At 65.8% G+C, this 18,363-nt stretch carries 14 protein-coding genes and 1 riboswitch; of the genes, 12 read left to right on the top strand and 2 right to left on the bottom strand.

Going from position 1 to position 18,363, the window contains the following annotated elements:
- Positions 1 to 33 precede the first annotated feature (33 nt).
- Together ACZYZ4_RS04505 and ACZYZ4_RS04500 are read left to right on the top strand one after the other, a co-directional pair.
- Positions 34 to 345: a DUF488 domain-containing protein gene (locus tag ACZYZ4_RS04505; RefSeq protein ID WP_463858546.1), complete on the top strand. Its 312-nt coding sequence runs from the start codon at positions 34 to 36 to the stop codon at positions 343 to 345.
- 73 nt (positions 346 to 418) lie between these two features.
- The gene (locus ACZYZ4_RS04500; protein ID WP_463858544.1) at positions 419 to 1,222 is read left to right on the top strand and encodes an SDR family oxidoreductase; all 804 of its coding nucleotides are present in this window, start codon (positions 419 to 421) and stop codon (positions 1,220 to 1,222) included.
- A gap of 44 nt (positions 1,223 to 1,266) precedes the next feature.
- Here the strand turns inward: ACZYZ4_RS04500 and ACZYZ4_RS04495 are convergent, their stop codons facing one another.
- Positions 1,267 to 2,367: an endonuclease/exonuclease/phosphatase family protein gene (locus ACZYZ4_RS04495; RefSeq protein ID WP_463858542.1), complete on the bottom strand. Its 1,101-nt coding sequence runs from the start codon at positions 2,365 to 2,367 to the stop codon at positions 1,267 to 1,269.
- Positions 2,368 to 2,726: 359 nt separating this feature from the next.
- Between ACZYZ4_RS04495 and ileS the strand changes: the two genes are divergently transcribed.
- From ileS to ndk, 4 genes are read left to right on the top strand one after another with little or no spacing between them, the layout of a single operon-like run.
- Positions 2,727 to 6,053, top strand: a complete 3,327-nt coding sequence (ileS, locus tag ACZYZ4_RS04490; protein ID WP_463858540.1) for an isoleucine--tRNA ligase — start codon at positions 2,727 to 2,729, stop codon at positions 6,051 to 6,053.
- A 3-nt stretch (positions 6,054 to 6,056) separates the two neighbouring features.
- Positions 6,057 to 7,415 carry a bifunctional folylpolyglutamate synthase/dihydrofolate synthase gene (locus tag ACZYZ4_RS04485; RefSeq protein WP_463858538.1) on the top strand — a complete coding sequence of 453 codons (1,359 nt, stop codon included), beginning with the start codon at positions 6,057 to 6,059 and terminating at the stop codon, positions 7,413 to 7,415.
- Positions 7,416 to 7,417: 2 nt separating this feature from the next.
- The gene (locus tag ACZYZ4_RS04480; RefSeq protein ID WP_463858537.1) at positions 7,418 to 7,855 is read left to right on the top strand and encodes a DUF4233 domain-containing protein; all 438 of its coding nucleotides are present in this window, start codon (positions 7,418 to 7,420) and stop codon (positions 7,853 to 7,855) included.
- Between the two features lie 39 nt (positions 7,856 to 7,894).
- Entirely contained in the window at positions 7,895 to 8,314 is a 420-nt protein-coding gene (gene ndk / locus ACZYZ4_RS04475; protein WP_463858535.1) for a nucleoside-diphosphate kinase, read from the top strand.
- 104 nt (positions 8,315 to 8,418) lie between these two features.
- Here ndk and ACZYZ4_RS04470 read toward each other — a convergent pair whose 3' ends face one another.
- Positions 8,419 to 9,090 carry a vitamin K epoxide reductase family protein gene (locus ACZYZ4_RS04470; protein WP_463858533.1) on the bottom strand — a complete coding sequence of 224 codons (672 nt, stop codon included), beginning with the start codon at positions 9,088 to 9,090 and terminating at the stop codon, positions 8,419 to 8,421.
- 449 nt (positions 9,091 to 9,539) lie between these two features.
- Here ACZYZ4_RS04470 and ACZYZ4_RS04465 point away from each other — a divergent pair, with 449 nt between their 5' ends.
- From ACZYZ4_RS04465 to proB, 6 genes are all read left to right on the top strand, one after another.
- Positions 9,540 to 12,818 carry an Rne/Rng family ribonuclease gene (locus ACZYZ4_RS04465; RefSeq protein ID WP_463858531.1) on the top strand — a complete coding sequence of 1,093 codons (3,279 nt, stop codon included), beginning with the start codon at positions 9,540 to 9,542 and terminating at the stop codon, positions 12,816 to 12,818.
- Positions 12,819 to 12,919: 101 nt separating this feature from the next.
- Positions 12,920 to 13,017: riboswitch (TPP riboswitch) on the top strand.
- The gene (gene thiD / locus ACZYZ4_RS04460) at positions 13,010 to 14,584 is read left to right on the top strand and encodes a bifunctional hydroxymethylpyrimidine kinase/phosphomethylpyrimidine kinase (RefSeq protein ID WP_463858529.1); all 1,575 of its coding nucleotides are present in this window, start codon (positions 13,010 to 13,012) and stop codon (positions 14,582 to 14,584) included. It overlaps the preceding riboswitch by 8 nt.
- A gap of 272 nt (positions 14,585 to 14,856) precedes the next feature.
- Entirely contained in the window at positions 14,857 to 15,165 is a 309-nt protein-coding gene (gene rplU, locus ACZYZ4_RS04455) for a 50S ribosomal protein L21 (RefSeq protein ID WP_018773353.1), read from the top strand.
- Positions 15,166 to 15,226: 61 nt separating this feature from the next.
- Positions 15,227 to 15,490, top strand: coding sequence for a 50S ribosomal protein L27 (gene rpmA / locus ACZYZ4_RS04450; protein WP_069952019.1), 264 nt, complete (start codon positions 15,227 to 15,229; stop codon positions 15,488 to 15,490).
- A gap of 116 nt (positions 15,491 to 15,606) precedes the next feature.
- Positions 15,607 to 17,196, top strand: a complete 1,590-nt coding sequence (gene obgE, locus ACZYZ4_RS04445; protein WP_463858527.1) for a GTPase ObgE — start codon at positions 15,607 to 15,609, stop codon at positions 17,194 to 17,196.
- The gene (gene proB / locus ACZYZ4_RS04440) at positions 17,186 to 18,337 is read left to right on the top strand and encodes a glutamate 5-kinase (protein WP_463858526.1); all 1,152 of its coding nucleotides are present in this window, start codon (positions 17,186 to 17,188) and stop codon (positions 18,335 to 18,337) included. Before obgE ends, proB begins: the two co-directional genes overlap by 11 nt.
- Positions 18,338 to 18,363: the final 26 nt, after the last annotated feature.

Here is an 18,363-nt window from a genome sequence, read left to right as displayed (position 1 = left end):
TCCGGTGACGCGGCCTGCCGCAGCATGCGGGAGATGGGCACAACCGCGGAATCTTTTGGGATCAATCGCATCTATGACGCACCCGCTGACGACGACGGCTGCCGGGTTCTGATGGACAGGCTGTGGCCGCGCGGGGTCAGCAGGGCCGACGCCCAGTTCGACCTCTGGCTGAAGGACGTTGCGCCTTCAGCGCCGCTGCGGCAGGAATTCGGGCACATGAAGGAGCGCTTGAGCAGGCTGAAGTACCGGCAGGAGCTGGCGAGCAACCGCGCCGTTGTCACGCTTCTGGACCTGGCGGCCACCCACAGCCGGGGTGACTCTCCTTTACGGAGCGCGGGATCCTGAGGTGAAGCACGCACGGGTGTTACTCGAGTTCATCCTCAAGCACCGGTAGCTGCGCTGCCGTTAGTGTGGTGCCATGACTGAGGATCCACGCAATGCGACGGCACAGAACCAGGCAGCACAAAACGATTCGCACCAGAACAAGGCCGCGGTGGTTACCGGGGCCAGCACCGGGATCGGCGAGGCGACCGTGCGGGCATTGCGGGCGGAAGGCTGGACGGTGTTCGCTGTGGCACGCCGCGCCGAACGGCTGGCCGCGCTGGAAGCTGAAACAGGCGCCGTCGGAATTCCGGCCGACATTACCGAGGACGACGACGTCGCCAGGCTGCTTGCCCGCGTCACCGAAGCGGGCGGTGTGGCGACACTCATCAACATCGCCGGCGGGGCGCGGGGCGCTGACCTGGTGGGCGCTGCCAACACCGAGGACTGGGAATGGATGTACCGGGTCAACGTCCTCGGCACCATGAAGCTCACCCGCGCGTTCCTGCCGATGCTCCGCGCCAACGGCGAAGGTACCGTCCTGAACCTGACATCGACCGCCGGACTCGTTGCCTACGAGGGCGGCAGCGGCTACAACGCCGCCAAGTTTGCCCAGCACGCACTGACCGGCGCCCTCCGGCTGGAAGAGGCGGAGCACAACATCCGCGTCATCGAAGTGGCCCCAGGACTGGTCCGCACCGAGGAGTTCGCCCGGAACCGGCTCGGCGACAAGGGCGCTGCTGAGAAGATCTACCAAGGCGTTGAGAAGCCGCTGACCGCGGACGACGTCGCGGACGTGGTGCGCTATGCCGTCAGCGCGCCGCACCACGTCAACCTGGACCAGATCGTGATCCGGCCCGTTGCCCAGGCGGCCAACCACAAGCTGATCCGCAAGGGGTGAACTGATCCGCTGCGGCTGATCGGCGGAACTTCCTCACGGCGTGCCTAGCCGGCCGGTATGGCGAGGGTGGCCAAGACGGCCGCGTGGTCCGTTCCCGGAACCCGCCGGACCTGGTAACCGGCGCTCCCCACCTGCGGTGAGGTGACCAGATGGTCGATCGTGATCCCGGGCAGCAGCGGACCTTCCATGGGCCAGGTGGGCGTGAGACGGGACCCGGACGCTGTCCCAACATCAACCAGTCCCGGACCGTCCGTGCCCGTACGAAGGAGCGCCCGGAACTCGGAGTGGTCATACGTAGCGTTGAAGTCACCGATCAGCAGCCGGTTACCCGGCCGTTCAGCCACCCTGCCCACCGCCGCCAGGTCGCTTCGCCACTGGGCAACCCTGACATCCACGGGCGGCAGCACATGGACGTTGGTCACTTCCAGCACGGCCACCGCGCCGTACTCCTCAGCCATCAGGCGGACGGTCGGCATCCTGAACGGCGTGTCCGGAACATGGCCCACCAGTTCCATCGGGTAGCGCGAGTACACGGCGCTGCCACCGGCGTCGTTAGTCGGTTCGCTGATCCGGTATGGCAGCACCCCGTCCAGGCCAGCCGCGGAAAGTCTGTCCTGAAGCCCTTGCGTGTGTTCCTGGACCGCCAGCAGCGCCACGCCGTTATCCCTGACAAGACGAACGATCCCGGCGGTGTCGGCCTCGCCGAACTCGGAATTGATGTTCATGACCGTCAGCGGCACGGTGGCGCCAGCCGACGCAGCAGCAGGACGCGTTGTGTCCAAAGGGAAAAGCCAGAACGCCTGGCACAGCAGCAGCACTCCGGCGGACAACTGCAGCCACCTGCTCCGCTCCACAGCCGCCAGGGCCACGGCCACTGCAGCGGGAACCGCCAGCCACGGTGTGAAAGACAGCAGCTGGACTGCGAGCACCGGCCATTCGACCGGGACTGCCCGGAGCACTGACAGGACCAGCACCGGCAACGTGGGCAGGAGCGCCAGCCAGCGGCAGGCCGCCGTAAGGAACTTACTTGCCCGAGGCGCCTTCGGACCGGGCACCGGACGGTCCGGTGTGGCCAGACGCGCTTGCCCGGCCGTGGCCGCTGTGTTCTGCGGCGGCATGGCTGCGGAGCCGTGGGCGGAAGTCATGGCTCCGAGTCTAGGCAATGGGCACCCCGTGCGTCCGGGAATGGCGGTGGGCAGCCCGGCGATAGTAGACTCGAAGGTGGCTACGACCCGGCTATCACCGGTGAGCTTCCGGAAGAACGCACTGACCGCCAGGCATCTGGCAGCCGGTGTCAGTAGAACCGGACGGGTAAGCCCGTCACAGCAGTAATGAGCGGCCGGCGCAACAACAGCTCCCCCGGAGCATGGCGGAGTGCCGGTAAGTGAGGTGGTACCGCGGTAAGCGTGCAGTCCCAGGACTGTACAGGAGCCGTCCTCGCATCCTGAACGGAACCATTCAGCAACGGCTGAACGGTTCACCAGCTCAACCCAGGATGTCGAGAATGACGTATTACCCCAAAGCCTCAGCCTCCCCTTCGGCTGCTGTTTCGAGCGGCGCTGCCGCTGGTGTCTCCCACTCCGTGAAGTTCCCGGAGATCGAAGAGCGCATCCTGAAGTACTGGGACCAGGACGGCACCTTCCAGGCCAGCATCGACCAGCGCAGCGCCGACGCCCCCGGTGGGCAGCCCGGCAGCAACGAATTCGTCTTCTACGACGGCCCTCCCTTCGCCAACGGACTGCCGCACTACGGCCACCTCCTGACCGGGTACGCCAAGGACCTCGTGGGCCGCTACCAGACCCAGCGCGGCCGCCGTGTGGAACGCCGCTTCGGCTGGGACACCCACGGCCTCCCGGCTGAACTGGAAGCCATGAAGCAGCTGGGCATGACGGACAAGACCCAGATCGAGACCATGGGCATCGACAAGTTCAACGACGCCTGCCGTGCCTCCGTGATGAAGTACGCCGATGAGTGGAAGAGCTACGTTACCCGGCAGGCCCGCTGGGTTGACTTCGACAACGACTACAAAACCCTCAACGTCGAGTACATGGAGTCGGTCCTCTGGGCGTTCAAGCAGCTGCACGAAAAAGGCCTGACGTATAACGGGTACCGCGTGCTCCCGTACTGCTGGAAGGACGAGACGCCGCTGTCCAACCATGAGCTGCGCATGGACGACGACGTCTACAAGAACCGCCAGGACCAGACCGTCACGGTGACGTTCCCCATCACAGCGGGGGAGTCTGAACTGTCCCAACAGTTGGCCGGCGTGCAGGCGCTCGCCTGGACCACCACGCCCTGGACGCTGCCCACCAACCTGGCGCTCGCCGTCGGGCCTTCCATCACCTACGCTGTGCTGCCCGCAGGACCCAACGGCGTCAAGGCTGGTTCGCCGGACGCACCGGTCACCGGCAGTTTCCTGTTGGCCGCTGACCTGCTGGCTGCGTACGCCAAGGATCTGGGCTATGAGGATGTGGATTCCGCCGAGGCCGCCGTCACGTCAACCCACACCGGCGCGGAACTTGCGGGCCTGGCGTACCAGCCGCTGTGGAACGACTTCAGCGACGATGAAAAGTACGGCACCCAGAACGCCTGGCGCTTCCTCGTGGCCGACTACGTCACCACCACCGACGGCACCGGCATCGTCCACCAAGCCCCTGCCTACGGTGAAGATGACCAGAAGGTCTGTGAAGAGGCCGGCATACCGGTCGTCCTGTCCGTGGATGAGGGCGCCAATTTCCTGCCGCTGTTCAGCCATGGCGACCTCCACGACATCGTGGGCCTGCAGGTGTTCGAGGCCAACAAGCCCATCACTCAGGTGCTGCGGGCCCAGGGTCGCCTGGTCCGCCAAGCAAGCTACGAGCACAGCTACCCGCACTGCTGGCGCTGTCGCAACCCCCTGATTTACCGCGCCGTGTCCTCCTGGTACGTGGAAGTCACCAAGTTCAAGGACCGCATGTCCGAACTGAACCAGGAGATCAACTGGATCCCCGGCAACGTCAAGGACGGCCAGTTCGGCAAGTGGCTGGCCAACGCCCGCGACTGGTCCATCAGCCGCAACCGCTACTGGGGCAGCCCCATCCCGGTGTGGCAGTCCAGCGACCCCGAGTACCCGCGCACCGACGTCTACGGCTCCCTCGCCGAAATCGAGGCCGACTTCGGCCGCCTGCCGCTGAACAAGGCCGGCCAGGTTGACCTGCACCGCCCGTTCATCGACGAACTGACCCGCCCCAACCCGGACGACCCCCGGACCCCCGAAGAGGGCCAGTCCGTGATGCGCCGCGTCGAGGACGTCCTGGACGTCTGGTTCGACTCCGGCTCCATGCCGTACGGCCAGGTCCACTACCCCTTCCATAACGAAGCCTGGTTCGACACGCACAACCCGGCGGACTTCATCGTGGAGTACATCGGCCAGACCCGCGGCTGGTTCTACATGTTGCACATCCTGTCCACGGCACTGTTCGACCGTCCGGCCTTCCGGAACGTCATCAGCCACGGCATCGTGCTGGGCTCGGACGGGCAGAAGATGTCCAAGAGCCTGCGCAACTACCCGGACGTCTCCGAGGTCCTGGACCGCGACGGTTCCGACGCCATGCGCTGGTTCCTGATGTCCAGCCCCATCCTGCGCGGCGGCAACCTGGTGGTTACCGAACAGGGAATCCGCGACGGCGTCCGCCAGGTCATCCTGCCGCTGTGGAACGTGTACAGCTTCTTTACGCTCTACACCAACGCCGCCGACGGCGGTAAGGGTTACGACGCGAAGCTCCGCTACGACGGCTACGCCGACACCCTTGACCAGTACCTGCTGGCCAACACCGGCGACCTGGTCCGCAACATGACCGCACAGTTGGACAGCTACGACATCTCCGGCGCCTGCGACGAGCTCCGCAGCTACCTGGACATGCTCACCAACTGGTATGTCCGCCGCAGCCGCCAGCGCTTCTTTGACGAGAGCGTTGACGCCTTCGACGCGCTCTACACAGCGCTGGAAACCGTGTCCCGCGTGGCCGCCTCGCTGCTGCCGCTGGTATCCGAGGAGATCTGGCGGGGCCTCACCGGCGGTCGCTCCGTGCACTTGGCTGACTGGCCGGACGCTGACCTGTTCCCGGCCAACGCTTCGCTGGTGGAAGCGATGGACCGCGTGCAGCAGATCTGCTCCACCGGATCTTCACTGCGCAAGGCCGCCAACCTGCGCGTGCGGCTGCCGTTGCAGGAACTGACCGTTGTGGCACCCGGCGCGGATGCGCTGGGAGGCTTCGCCGTCGTCGTCGCCGACGAACTGAACATCCGTTCCGTCCGCCTGCTCGACGCCGACAGCGCCTCCCCGGAGGAGTTCGGCATCGAGCAGAAGCTCGTGGTCTACGCCCGAGCAGCGGGCCCGCGCCTGGGGAAGAACGTCCAGCAGGCCATCAAGGGCTCCAAGTCCGGTGACTGGTCGGTTTCCGATGCTGGAGTGGTCATCGCCGGAGGCCTGGAGCTGGAACCCCAGGAGTACACCCTGGAGACAGTGGTGGCAGAGTCCGACGGCGGATCTGCTTCAGCAGCAGTCCTGCCGGGCGGCGGCTTTGTGGTGCTCAATACCGAGGTCACGCCCGAACTTGAGGCCGAAGGGACTGCACGCGACACGGTCCGCGCCATCCAGCAGGCACGCAAGGACGCCGGACTGAACGTGAGCGACCGGATCCGGACCACCGTCACGGCCGTTCCCACCGTGATCGACGCACTGCTGGCCAACGCCGGGCTGGTCAAGACCGAAACCCTGACCCTGGAGCTGGCCACCGTTCCGGCTGAGTCAGGCGAACCATGCATCACCGTCGAAAAAGCAGAGGCCTGAGCAATGACTGACGAATTCTCCGTAGAGAGTGTGTACGCCGAGCTGCTGGGGCGTGCACCGGAAAACAAGATGGAGCCGCGTCTCGCGCCGCTGTTCCGGGCCATGGACGTGCTGGGGGAGCCCAACAAGGCGTTTCCGATCATCCACGTGACAGGCACCAACGGCAAGACTTCCACCGCCCGGATGATTGAGGCCGGTCTACGCGCGCACGGCCTGAGCACCGGCCGCTACACCAGCCCGCACCTGTCCAAGGTCACCGAGCGCATCAGCATCGATGGCCACCCCGTCTCTGACGAAACGTTCGTCCGGATCTGGGACGAGATCCGCCCGTACCTGCAGATCGTCGACGACGAACTTACCGCTGCGGGGGAGCCCCGGCTCACGTACTTCGAGTGCCTGACCATCCTGGGCTTCGCGATCTTCGCGGACCAGCCCGTCAACGTGGCCGTGATCGAGGTGGGACTGGGCGGCATCACCGATGCCACCAACGTGGGCGACGGCCTGGTTTCGGTGGTCACCCCCATCTCCCTGGACCACACCGACCTGCTGGGCGATACCACCGAAGACATTGCCTACGAGAAGGCCGGCATCATCAAGCCCGGCGGTTACCTCGTCAGTGCCTCGCAGCCCGTTGATGCTGCGCAGGTGCTGCTCGAGAAAGCCAAAGACGTGGCAGTCCCGTTCCGGTTTGAAGGCGTGGAGTTCGGCGTCGAATCCCGGACGGTTGCCGTGGGCGGCCAGGTGGTGAGCATCCAGGGCATCGCCGGCCGGTACCCGGAACTGCTGCTGCCGCTGCACGGCGCGCACCAGGCCCAGAACGCCGCAGTGGCCGTGGCAGCCCTCGAGGCCTTCTTTGGCGGCGAAAAGGAACTTGACGCCGAGGTGCTCCAGGAAGCCTTCGCGTCCGTCACGTCCCCGGGGCGCCTTGAGGTGGTCCGGACAGCGCCCACCATCATCGTGGACGCGGCCCACAACCCGGACGGCATCAGGGTCTCGGCCGAGGCCATCCAGGAGGCCTTCACTTTCACCCGGCTGGTGCCGGTAGTGGGAGTCCTGAAGGAGAAGGACGCCGAAGAGATCCTGCGCCAGCTCAAGGAATCCTTGGGCGACATCGCCCAGGAATACTGCTTCACCCAGTCCAACTCGCCACGGGCAGTGCCCGCGGCCGAACTGGCCGAACTGGCCGTGGAGATGGGCTTCGGGGAAGACAACATCCACATCGCGGAGAAACTCGACGACGCCCTGGAATGGGCCGTTGAACGCGCCGAAGCCAACGATGACCTCTCCGGCGGCGTCCTGGTCACGGGGTCCATCACCCTGGTGGCGGAAGCCCGGATCCTGCTCGGAAAGACGGAGGCCTAGCGGTGGCCAAGCTGACCAAAGCCCAGCGTGAATGGCGCCCGGGAATGCCCAAGAAGCGCCGGTCCACCAAGGTGATGTTTGCCTCCACCGTCCTGCTGCTTGAGGCGTTTGTGGTGTTCTTCGCAACGCTGGCAGTCTTTGGACTCAAGCGCGGTGAGTTTCCGCCGGCGCTGATCCTGGGGATCGGTATCGCGCTGAGCGTCGTGATGGTCCTTGCCTGCGCTGTGCTGTCCAAGCCGTGGGGCGTAGGGCTGGGCTGGATCCTGCAGATTGTGCTGATCCTGACGGGCATCGTTGAGCCCATGATGTTCCTGGTTGGCGCGCTGTTCGGCCTGGCATGGTGGTACGGAATCCGCACCGGCATCAGGATTGACTCCGAGGCCGCCCAGCGCGAACGCGAACAGGCCGACTGGAACGCGGCGCACCCGGAATCCTCGTAGAATTGTCCCGAAACCCACCCCTTACGCATTGGAGCAGCCATGACCATCGAGCGCACCTTGGTACTGATCAAGCCCGACGGCGTTGCCCGCAACCTCAGCGGCGCCATCCTGGGCCGCATTGAGGCCAAAGGCTACACCCTCAGGGAACTGAAGAAGGTTGAGGCCAGCCGGGAACTGCTGGAGCAGCACTACGAAGAGCACGTGGGCAAGCCGTTCTACGAGCCCCTCGTTGAATTTATGCTCAGCGGCCCGGTCGTGGCAGCGATCTTCGAAGGCCACCGCGTCATTGAAGGCTTCCGGTCCCTGGCCGGCACCACCGATCCCACCACTGCCGCCCCCGGCACCATCCGCGGCGACTTCGGCCGCGACTGGGGCCTGAAGGTCCAGCAGAACCTGGTCCACGGCTCCGACTCCGTGGACTCGGCCGAGCGCGAAATCAAGATCTGGTTCCAAGACTAGGTCCTGCATCCACCAAGTACAGGCGCGAACTGGCACGTAATGCCCTCAAATCCGAGATCTGAGGGTATTAGGTGCCAGTTCGCGCCTTTTGTGCGGGGCTCGCGTTAGAAGCCCGAGGTTCCGGCAAACACCTGGATGAACGCGAAGAAGATGCTGGCGATGACTGCCACGTACAGCAACGCGGTGATGATCCAGCCTGATTCGCCCAGCACACGTGCCGCCCCTGACGGGACGGGGATGATGCCGTGGACGACGTTGCGGATGGTTACCCAGACGAAGAGCGGGATCATCGCGGCCCAGACGATCATGCAGAACGGGCACAGGACGTGGATGTCGTAAAGTGCCTGCGACCAGAGCCACACCACAAACGCGAACCCGAGCGTGACGCCGGCCTGGAGCCCTGCCCAGTACCAGCGGGCGAACGTGGCGCCGGACAGCAGGGCCATGCCCGCGGTGATGACGACGGCGAACGCGACGATGCCAATAAACATGTTGGGGAACCCGAACGCCGAGCTCTGCCAGGTCTGCATGACCTGGCCGCAGGAGATCCAAGGATTAACGTCGCAGGCCGTTACGTGATTCGGATCCTCGAGGACGGCGAGCTTTTCCAGGACCAGAGCCCCTGAAGCCAGCCAGCCGATGGCGCCGGTGATGACCATCAGCCAGCCGAGCGGCCGGTTACGCGCCATCGGCGGCACAGTCCCGGGCCTGGCGGGCAACGGCTGGGCCGCAGGGGAGGCTGCCGGCGTGTCGGTGCCGTGGGAAATGCTGGGCATGGTGGCGTCCTTTGCTTCGGGTGCTCCTTGCCCGATTGTAACCCCGGTGACTGGAAGCAGCATTCAGCCAGCGCCCTCACGGACTGATCCGCTGCCCTTGGTTCCGCCGTCTTTCAGCCCGGGTGTGAGAGAATAAACATGGCTGGAGGCCGACCCACATTCGGACTCCGGTCCGGTGGCTTGTTTCAAGACCGCCAATGATGAGCAGGGCAGGCTTCGGATTCTCTAATCCGGCTTCCCGCAATTCCATTGGTCGGCACCTGGTTGTGGCGTGTAGAACAACGGGTTTCAGGACACAGCCGACGGCTCCCACGGGCTGCCGCACCCCTCTATCGGTGCGAACCTGGGAGTATCCACTTGACTTCTGTCAACGCCTGCGGGTTTTGACAATATGTGCCCCAATGGGTGCCGGATGTGGCGGTACGTCAGGGGCAGGAGTGTTGCCACATATGGAAAACGAACAAGCACCAGCCGTTAACGATGAAGCCGCCGCCGAGGCTGCGGAAGCGCCCAAGAAGGCCACCCGGACGCGTCGGAAGGCAGCGCCGAAAGCCGCAGAGGCCGCACCAGTGACTGACGCTGCTGAGGGCGTCGCACCGGAGCCCAAGGCGCCGGTTCGCCGGACCCGCGCACGTAAGAAGGTGGACACCGCCGAACCGTTGCCGGCGTTCGCTGTTGCAGCCACAAAAGCACCTGCCATTGTTGCCGAGACCGCCGTAGAACCCGCCGCCGTGGAACCCGCGGGCGAAGCCGCAGCCCCTGAAGCTGCAGCGGAGACCAAGCCTGTCCGCCGGCGTCGCGTGGCCACGCGCAAAACCTCGGCCCCCGACGTCGCTCCCGCGGCCGTAGGACAAACAGCTCCTGAGGAGCAGCCGGCCCGTGAAACCGCAGCAACGCCGGCCCCGGAAGCAGAGGAAGTCGCAGCCGCGGAGGCCGCCGCGCCCGCAGCAACCGCCGCCGTCGCCCCCGTCAACACTGCCGCCGCGCCTGCTGAAGAGCCGGCTGCTGCTGCTGAGCCTGCCAGCCCGTTCAGTTCACTGTTCCTCGAGCCGGCGTCCACCACGTCGGTGCTTTTCCAGGCCCCTGACCTCAGCACAGTGGTCCGCCCCGCACCGGCCGCCGCCGTGGTTGAAGAGCCGGAAGAGGACGACGCCGAAGACGGCGAAGCGGACGACGCCAACGGCCGCCGCAGGCGCCGCAGCCGTGGTCGCCGCGGACGCAGCCGCACAGGCGAAAGTGATGCCGACGGCGATATCGAAGGCGACGACGGCGCAGCCGAAGAAACTGATGAGGAATCCGCTGGGCAGGCCGATGAGGGAGTGACGTCCCGTCGTCGTCGGCGCCGCCGCCGTGGCGACCAGGATCTGGAACTGACCGGAGGAGAAGGCGACGACCCGCCCAACACGGTGACCCGCGTTCGCGCGCCGCGCGCCGCGACCGAGGCGCCTGTCAACAACCGCGTCACGTCCGTTAAGGGCTCCACCCGCCTCGAAGCCAAGAAGCAGCGCCGCCGCGAATCCCGCGACACCGGCCGCCGCCGCACCGTCATCACCGAGGCCGAGTTCCTGGCCCGTCGTGAATCAGTTGACCGGCAGATGATCGTTCGCCAGCGCGACGACAGAATCCAGATCGGCGTCCTCGAAGACGGCGTCCTGGCCGAACACTTTGTCTCCAAGACGCAGCAGGACTCCCTGATCGGCAACGTCTACCTCGGCAAGGTGCAGAACGTCCTGCCGTCCATGGAAGCAGCGTTTGTTGACATCGGACGCGGCCGCAACGCCGTCCTCTACGCCGGTGAAGTGAACTGGGAAGCCGTCAACCTCGAAGGCAAGCAGCGCCGGATCGAAAACGCGCTCAAGTCCGGCGACACCGTCCTGGTCCAGGTCACCAAGGATCCCGTGGGCCACAAGGGTGCACGCCTGACCAGCCAGATCTCGCTGCCCGGCCGCTACCTCGTCTATGTGCCCGGCGGCTCCATGACCGGCATCTCCCGCAAACTGCCCGACGTCGAGCGCAACCGTCTCAAGCGCATCCTCAAGGACCGCCTCCCGGAGCACGCCGGCGTTATCGTCCGCACCGCTGCCGAGGGCGCCTCGGAAGAGGAGCTCACGCACGACATCAACCGGCTGCGCGCGCAGTGGGAGGGCATCGAAAGCCAGTCCACGTCCACCAAGATCCTCGCCCCGGAGCTGCTCTACGGCGAACCTGACCTCACCATCAAGGTGGTCCGTGACGTCTTCAACGAGGACTTCTCCAAGCTGATCGTCTCCGGTGAAGAGGCTTGGGACACCATCGAGGCCTACGTCACCTACGTTGCCCCGGACCTCGTGGGCCGCCTGGAAAAGTGGACCAAGGACCAGGACATCTTCGCTGCGTGGCGGATCGATGAGCAGATCCACAAGGCCCTGGAACGCAAGGTCTTCCTGCCCTCGGGCGGTTCGCTGGTCATCGACCGCACCGAAGCCATGACCGTGGTGGACGTCAACACCGGCAAGTTCACCGGCAGCGGCGGCAACCTCGAGGAGACCGTCACCAAGAACAACCTCGAGGCAGCTGAAGAAGTGGTCCGGCAGCTCCGGCTCCGCGACATCGGCGGCATCATCGTTATCGACTTCATCGACATGGTCCTCGAATCCAACCGCGACCTGGTCCTGCGCCGCATGGTGGAGTGCTTAGGCCGCGACCGGACAAAGCACCAGGTGGCCGAAGTGACCTCGCTGGGCCTTGTGCAGATGACGCGCAAGCGCATGGGCACCGGGCTCCTGGAAGTCTTCGGGGAGCAGTGTGAAACCTGTGCAGGCCGCGGAATCGTCACCCACGACGACCCCGTGGAGCACCGCCGCGCCAACACCGTAGCCGCAGAGCACCACGTGCAGCGTGCGGATCACCGCCCGGACAGCCAGCGCACGGACAGCCAGCGCACGGACAGCCAGCGCACGGACAGCCAGCGCCCGGACAGCCAGCCGGGTGGCCGCACTGACCGGAAGCGCCGCCGCGGACGGGGCGGCCAGCCGCTGGAAACGGCGCCGGCAGCTCCGATGCAGATCCATACGGTCCACCCGGAACCCAGTGATGCCGAACGCCATGCCAAGGCTGAGGCCACGCGGGCAGCGCTTGCGAACATTGCGGCCGCAGCCCACGCTGCGCACATGCACGACGACGAAGTGGCTCACGCATCAGCTGCCGCGGGCCAGACTCCCGCTGCGCCGGTGCCGGCTCCGGCTGAGCGGTCCGAGACGGACTCCAACGGCCGCCCGGCCGCTGTACTGACGTTTGGCGGCGAGCAGGTGGTGCTGCCGTTCGTGCAGCACCACGAGGACCAGCCGCACGCACCTGCCCTGACACTTGACCGCCTCGCAGAGGCCTTCGCCCACCTTGGCGAGCCGGCCCCTGTAGCGGAAAGCACGCCGGCGGCAGCCCGGGCAACTGAAAGCCAGCCGGCCGAACCTGTCCGTCATCAGCAGCCCGCTGTGGCGGAGAAGGACTACTCCGACCACACCAAGCAGCCCCCCGCCCGCCGACCCCGTCGGAACCGGAGTGCCAGCCGTGCCCAGGGCGCAGCCAACGCCACGTCCGTGGAGCATCACGCAGCCGCTCCGGCGGCTGCCGCCGGACACACCCACGCCGCCAAGGCCCCGGAGTCCGTCAAGGCTCCCGTGGCTGACAAGCCGGCGGCCACCAACGCGCCCATCATCCTGGGCGTAGGGGTTCCGGCCTCGGAGCTCTGACCAAACAGTAGGGCAAGCCACTACAACGGCGCCCGGACGTGTCTGTGAATCACAGGCTGCGTCCGGGCGTCCGGCGTTAAGTCCTGAGGAACGCTAGGCTGGTGACTGACACGGGGTGCCGCGCAGAGAGCCGGCTGAGATCCACACCCGTTGAACCTGTCCGGTTAGCACCGGCGAAGGGATGTCCTCCTTTGGCTTCAACTTCTGTCCTTCCTCCTGCAACACCCCTGACTACGGCAACCCCCGCTGGGCTCCGGCCCGCACCAGGCCGCTCTTCTGCGGTCAAGGTGCTGCGTGACGTTCCGCGGGTGCTGTCCATTGCCGGATCGGACCCGTCAGGTGGCGCAGGCGTCCAGGCCGACCTCAAAAGCATTGCGGCGCTTGGCGGCTACGGGATGGCGGCCATCACCGCCCTGACGGTCCAAAACACACAGGGGGTCCAGGCGGTTCACGTCCCGCCGGCGTCCTTCCTGCGCCAGCAGCTCGATGCCATCAGCGACGACATCACCATCGACGCGGTCAAGATCGGCATGTTGGGCGACGCTGCGGTGATTGGCGTGGTCCGGGACTGGCTGGAAAAGGTGCGTCCCGCCGTCGTCGTTCTTGATCCGGTGATGGTGGCCACGAGCGGAGACCGGCTGCTGCAGGAGTCTGCCGAGGCGGCCCTGAGGGGGCTGCTCCCGCTCGCGGACCTGATCACCCCCAACCTGGCCGAATTGGCCATCCTGGTGGGGGAGCCGCAGGCGCGGGACTGGCTTGATGCGCTCGGGCAAGGGGAGCAATTGTCCGCCGCGACCGGTGCCACCGTCCTGGTCAAGGGCGGCCATCTCGACGGCGGTGCGTGCCCGGATGCCCTGGTCAACACCACTGGGCTGCTCACCCAGGAGGTGGTGGAAGTGAGCGGGGACAGGATTCCCACCCGCAACAGCCACGGCACCGGCTGCTCGCTGTCGTCGGCCATGGCTACGGCTCAGGCAAGGCTGGGGGACTGGGAGGCCGCACTGCGGAAGGTTAAGCCATGGCTGGTTGGTGCGCTGCAGACCTCTGCCCAGCTGGAGGTGGGCGGAGGCAACGGCCCAATCAACCACTTCCACCACATGCAGCGGGTTCCGGCAGTCGGCGAATTTGCACACACGCTGCGTCGGGCGTCGGAGCCGGATCTTGAGGCCATCTATGGGCTGGATTTCATTCGCGACCTGGGGGCCGGCACGTTGGCTGAGGAACAGTTCGCCTATTACCTCGCTCAGGACGCCATCTATCTCAACGGCTATTCGCGTGTCCTTGCCCGGGCCAGTGCGCTGGCGCCCACGGAAGCCGCGCAGCTGTTCTGGGCAAAGTCGGCCCAGCAATGCCTTGAGGTCGAATCCGAACTGCACCGCACGTGGCTGAGCACCAGAGCAGTGGAATCCGCCCTTGGACCTGTCACCAAGTCCTACGTGGACCACCTGCTGGCGGCCTCGGCATCCGGAAGCTACGCGGTCCTCGTGGCGGCGGTGCTGCCGTGCTTCTGGTTGTACGCCGACGTGGGACAGACCCTCCACGCGGAGTTCCTGGCTGCCGGTGCCCCTGCAGCGCACCCTTACGCCGACTGGCTGCGGGCCTATGCTGACGAGGACTTCGCACAGGCCACCCGCGACGCCGTCGCCATGGCTGACGAGGCCGGCCGGAGCGCTTCCGCGGATGAACGGGCGGCGATGCTTGTGGCGTTCAGGCAGTCATGCCGGTTCGAAGTGGAATTCTTCGACGCGCCGCGAATTCACTCCTGACAGTCTCAGGCCCGCGCGGCCTGTAGGATAGTCAGGCACGGTTTTGGATTGTCAGTGCAGTACCTGCTTGTGGGTCCTATCACAGACAACCGACCGTAACCAGCCTCATTTGCGGCCGAAGGCAAAATTAGCGTATTCTAGATCTTCGGTGCTTACGCCAACACTTGGGTTACGACCCCACGGCGTTGAGGCACAGCGAGAACCCAGCCAATTATGGAAACGGGTTCAGCACGCAAATTTAGTAATAAACGTCGAGAGAAGTGAGTTCCCAAGTGGTGTACGCGATTGTCCGCGCAGGCGGCCGCCAAGAGAAGGTTTCCGTTGGAGACTTCGTTACCCTGAACCGCGTCCCCGGTGGAGCCGGCAGCACCTTTGAGCTGCCCGCACTGCTCCTGGTAGACGGTGACAAAGTCACCTCTGCTGCTGCGGACCTGGCCAAGGTAACGGTTACGGCTGAGATCCTCGAAGACCTCCGTGGTCCGAAGATCGTCATCCAGAAGTTCAAGAACAAGACCGGTTACAAGAAGCGCCAGGGTCACCGTCAGGAATTGACCAAGGTCAAGATCACGGGTATCAAGTAACTCTTCGTTAGCGTTCAGGTTCTTCAGCAGATTCCCCAGAATTTAAAGGCAGGCATTTCAAATGGCACATAAAAAAGGCGCGAGTTCCACTCGCAACGGTCGTGACTCCAACGCCCAGTACCTCGGCGTCAAGCGCTTCGGCGGTCAGGTAGTTTCCGCAGGCGAGATCATCGTCCGCCAGCGTGGCACCCACTTCCACCCGGGCGCCGGCGTTGGCCGTGGCGGCGACGACACACTGTTCGCACTGGCCCCGGGAGCCGTCGAGTTCGGCACCCGCCGCGGTCGCCGCGTTGTTAACATCGTTGCTGCTGCAGCTGCAGAGTAACAAATAGTTCTGAAGCGGTGGAGCGGGCCATTTGGTCCGCTCCACTGTTCTTTTAACCGCATTACAATCGTTTTGTCGCCTTTGGGCGTACAGGAATCAGCACTGAGGAGATCCACGTGGCGAGCTTTGTAGACCGGGTAGTACTGCACGTATCCGGCGGTACCGGCGGCCACGGCTGTGTCTCTGTCCACCGGGAGAAGTTCAAGCCCCTGGGCGGTCCCGACGGCGGCAACGGCGGCGACGGCGGCGACGTCATCCTGCGCGTTGATCACCAGACCACCACGCTGCTTGACTACCACCACGCCCCGCACCGCCACGCCACCAACGGTGGACCGGGCATGGGCGACTGGCGCGGCGGCAAAAGCGGTGAGACCCTCATCCTCCCCGTGCCCGACGGCACCGTGGTCAAGGCCAAGGACGGCACAGTCCTGGCTGACCTTGTCGGCGAAGGCGCCGAATATGTGGCGGCCGCCGGCGGCCTTGGCGGCCTGGGCAATGCCTCGCTGTCCTCGCAGAAGCGCCGTGCCCCGGGGTTCGCGCTCCTTGGCATCGAGGGTGATGCCAGCGACGTTGTACTGGAACTGAAGTCCATCGCCGACATCGCGCTGGTGGGTTTCCCCTCTGCCGGCAAATCCAGCCTGATCGCGGCCATGTCCGCCGCGCGGCCCAAAATCGCCGACTACCCCTTCACCACGCTGATCCCGAACCTGGGTGTTGTCCAGTCCGGCGATGTCCGCTTCACCATTGCCGATGTCCCGGGCCTCATCGAGGGCGCCAGCGAAGGCAAGGGGCTTGGCCACCACTTCCTGCGCCACGTGGAGCGCTGCGCCGCCCTGGTGCACGTGCTGGACTGCGGCACGCTTGAATCGGACCGCGACCCGCTCTCAGACCTGGCCATCATCGAGGCCGAACTGGAAAAGTACGCCGTGGACATGAGCTACGCGGGTACCGACGGTGAGGTGGTCCCGCTGAATCACCGCCCGCGCCTGGTGGCCCTGAACAAGGTGGACCTCCCGGACGGCAAGGACATGGCTGAATTCGTCCGCCCCGAACTGGAATCCCGTGGCTACAGGGTCTTCGAGATCTCGGCCACCAGCCACGAGGGTCTCCGTCAACTGGGCTTCGCCATGGCGGAAATCGTCCAGGCCGCCCGTGACACCCTCGCCGCTGCCCCGCCGAAGGTCCAGCCGCCCATCCTCCGGCCCCGCGCCGTCAACGAGTCCGGTTTCAAGATCCGCCGCGAGGAGAAGAACCTCGAACCGCTGTTCCGCGTCCTGGGCGACAAGCCCGTGCGCTGGGTCAAGCAGACCGACTTCACCAACGAGGAAGCCATCGGCTACCTCGCGGACCGCCTGGCCAAGCTCGGCGTCGAAAACGAACTGTTCAAGCAGGGCGCCATGCCTGGCGACACCGTGGTGATAGGCGAGGACGACGGCGTTGTCTTCGACTGGGAGCCCACCATGATGGCCGGTGCCGAACTGCTGGCGGCACCCCGTGGCACCGACGTCCGCTTCGCCGACATCGGCGACCGGCCCACTCGCGGGCAGAAGCGGGACGAGCAGGTCGAACGCCGCGAGGCCAAGGCCGCCGCCCGCGCCGAGCTCGAGGCCGAGCGCAAGGCCGGGATCTGGACCGAATCGGTCAGCAGCCGCCGCGCCGCCATGCCGGTCAAGGAGAGTGGACTGGGCGCAGAAGATGACCAGTAACGCCGTCACCGCGGTCCCACGCAAGCGGACCGCGGACCGCAGCGTACTCTCGGATGCCCGCAGGATTGTTGTTAAGGTCGGCTCGTCGTCGCTGACCAGTATCAAAGGCGGCATCTCGGAGGAATCGCTGACGGCCCTCGCCGATGCGCTGGCAGCCAAGCGGAACTCCGGGACCGAGATCATCCTGGTGTCCTCCGGCGCCATCGCGGCCGGCCTGGCACCGCTGGGCCTCGCGAAGAGGCCACGGGACCTGGCTACGCAACAGGCGGCGGCCAGCGTGGGCCAGGGGCTGCTCATGGCCCGTTATACCCAGGCGTTCGGCGCCCACGGCGTGACCGTCAGCCAGGTGCTGCTCACCGCCGATGACCTGATGCGCCGGAGCCAGCACACCAACGCCTTCCGTGCCTTGGACCGGCTCCTCAACCTTGGCGTCCTTCCGGTGGTCAACGAAAACGACACCGTGGCCACGCACGAGATCCGCTTCGGTGACAACGACCGCCTTGCTGCCCTGGTGGCCCACCTGGTCCGCGCCGATGCGCTGGTGCTGCTCTCCGACGTCGACTCCCTGTATGACGGTCCGCCGTCGCACGGCGCCAAGCGGATTGCGCTCGTGGAAGGTCCGCATGACCTCGACGGCGTGACCATCGGCAAGGCGGGAAAGGCCGGCGTGGGAACCGGCGGCATGACCACGAAAGTGGAAGCCGCCACCATAGCGGCCGGCTCGGGCATCCACGCCCTGGTCACTTCCACCGCCAACGCCGCCGCCGCGCTGGCCGGCGAGGACGTTGGCACCTGGTTCAAGGTCAATGGCGCCCGCAAGCCGGTCCGGTTGCTGTGGCTTGCGCACCTTGCCTCCGTCCATGGCAGGCTGTTTCTCGACGACGGCGCCGTCAAGGCCGTGTGCCACCGCCGCACCTCGCTGCTTCCGGCCGGCATCTCGGCGGTTGACGGCGATTTTGAGGCGGGCGACGCCGTCGAAATGGTCAGTGCCGACGGCACGGTGATTGCCCGGGGCCTCGTCAACTACTCCGCGGCGGAACTGCCGCAGATGCTGGGACGGTCCACCAAGGAACTGGGCAAGGCGCTGGGCCGCGGATTTGACCGTGAAGTTGTTCACGTTGACGACCTGGTACTGGTCTGAGCCCGCGGCTCGCCTAAACTTGGATC

This window comes from Pseudarthrobacter adonitolis (genome assembly GCF_055412845.1).
This window is presented reverse-complemented; position numbering and strand designations above follow the sequence as displayed.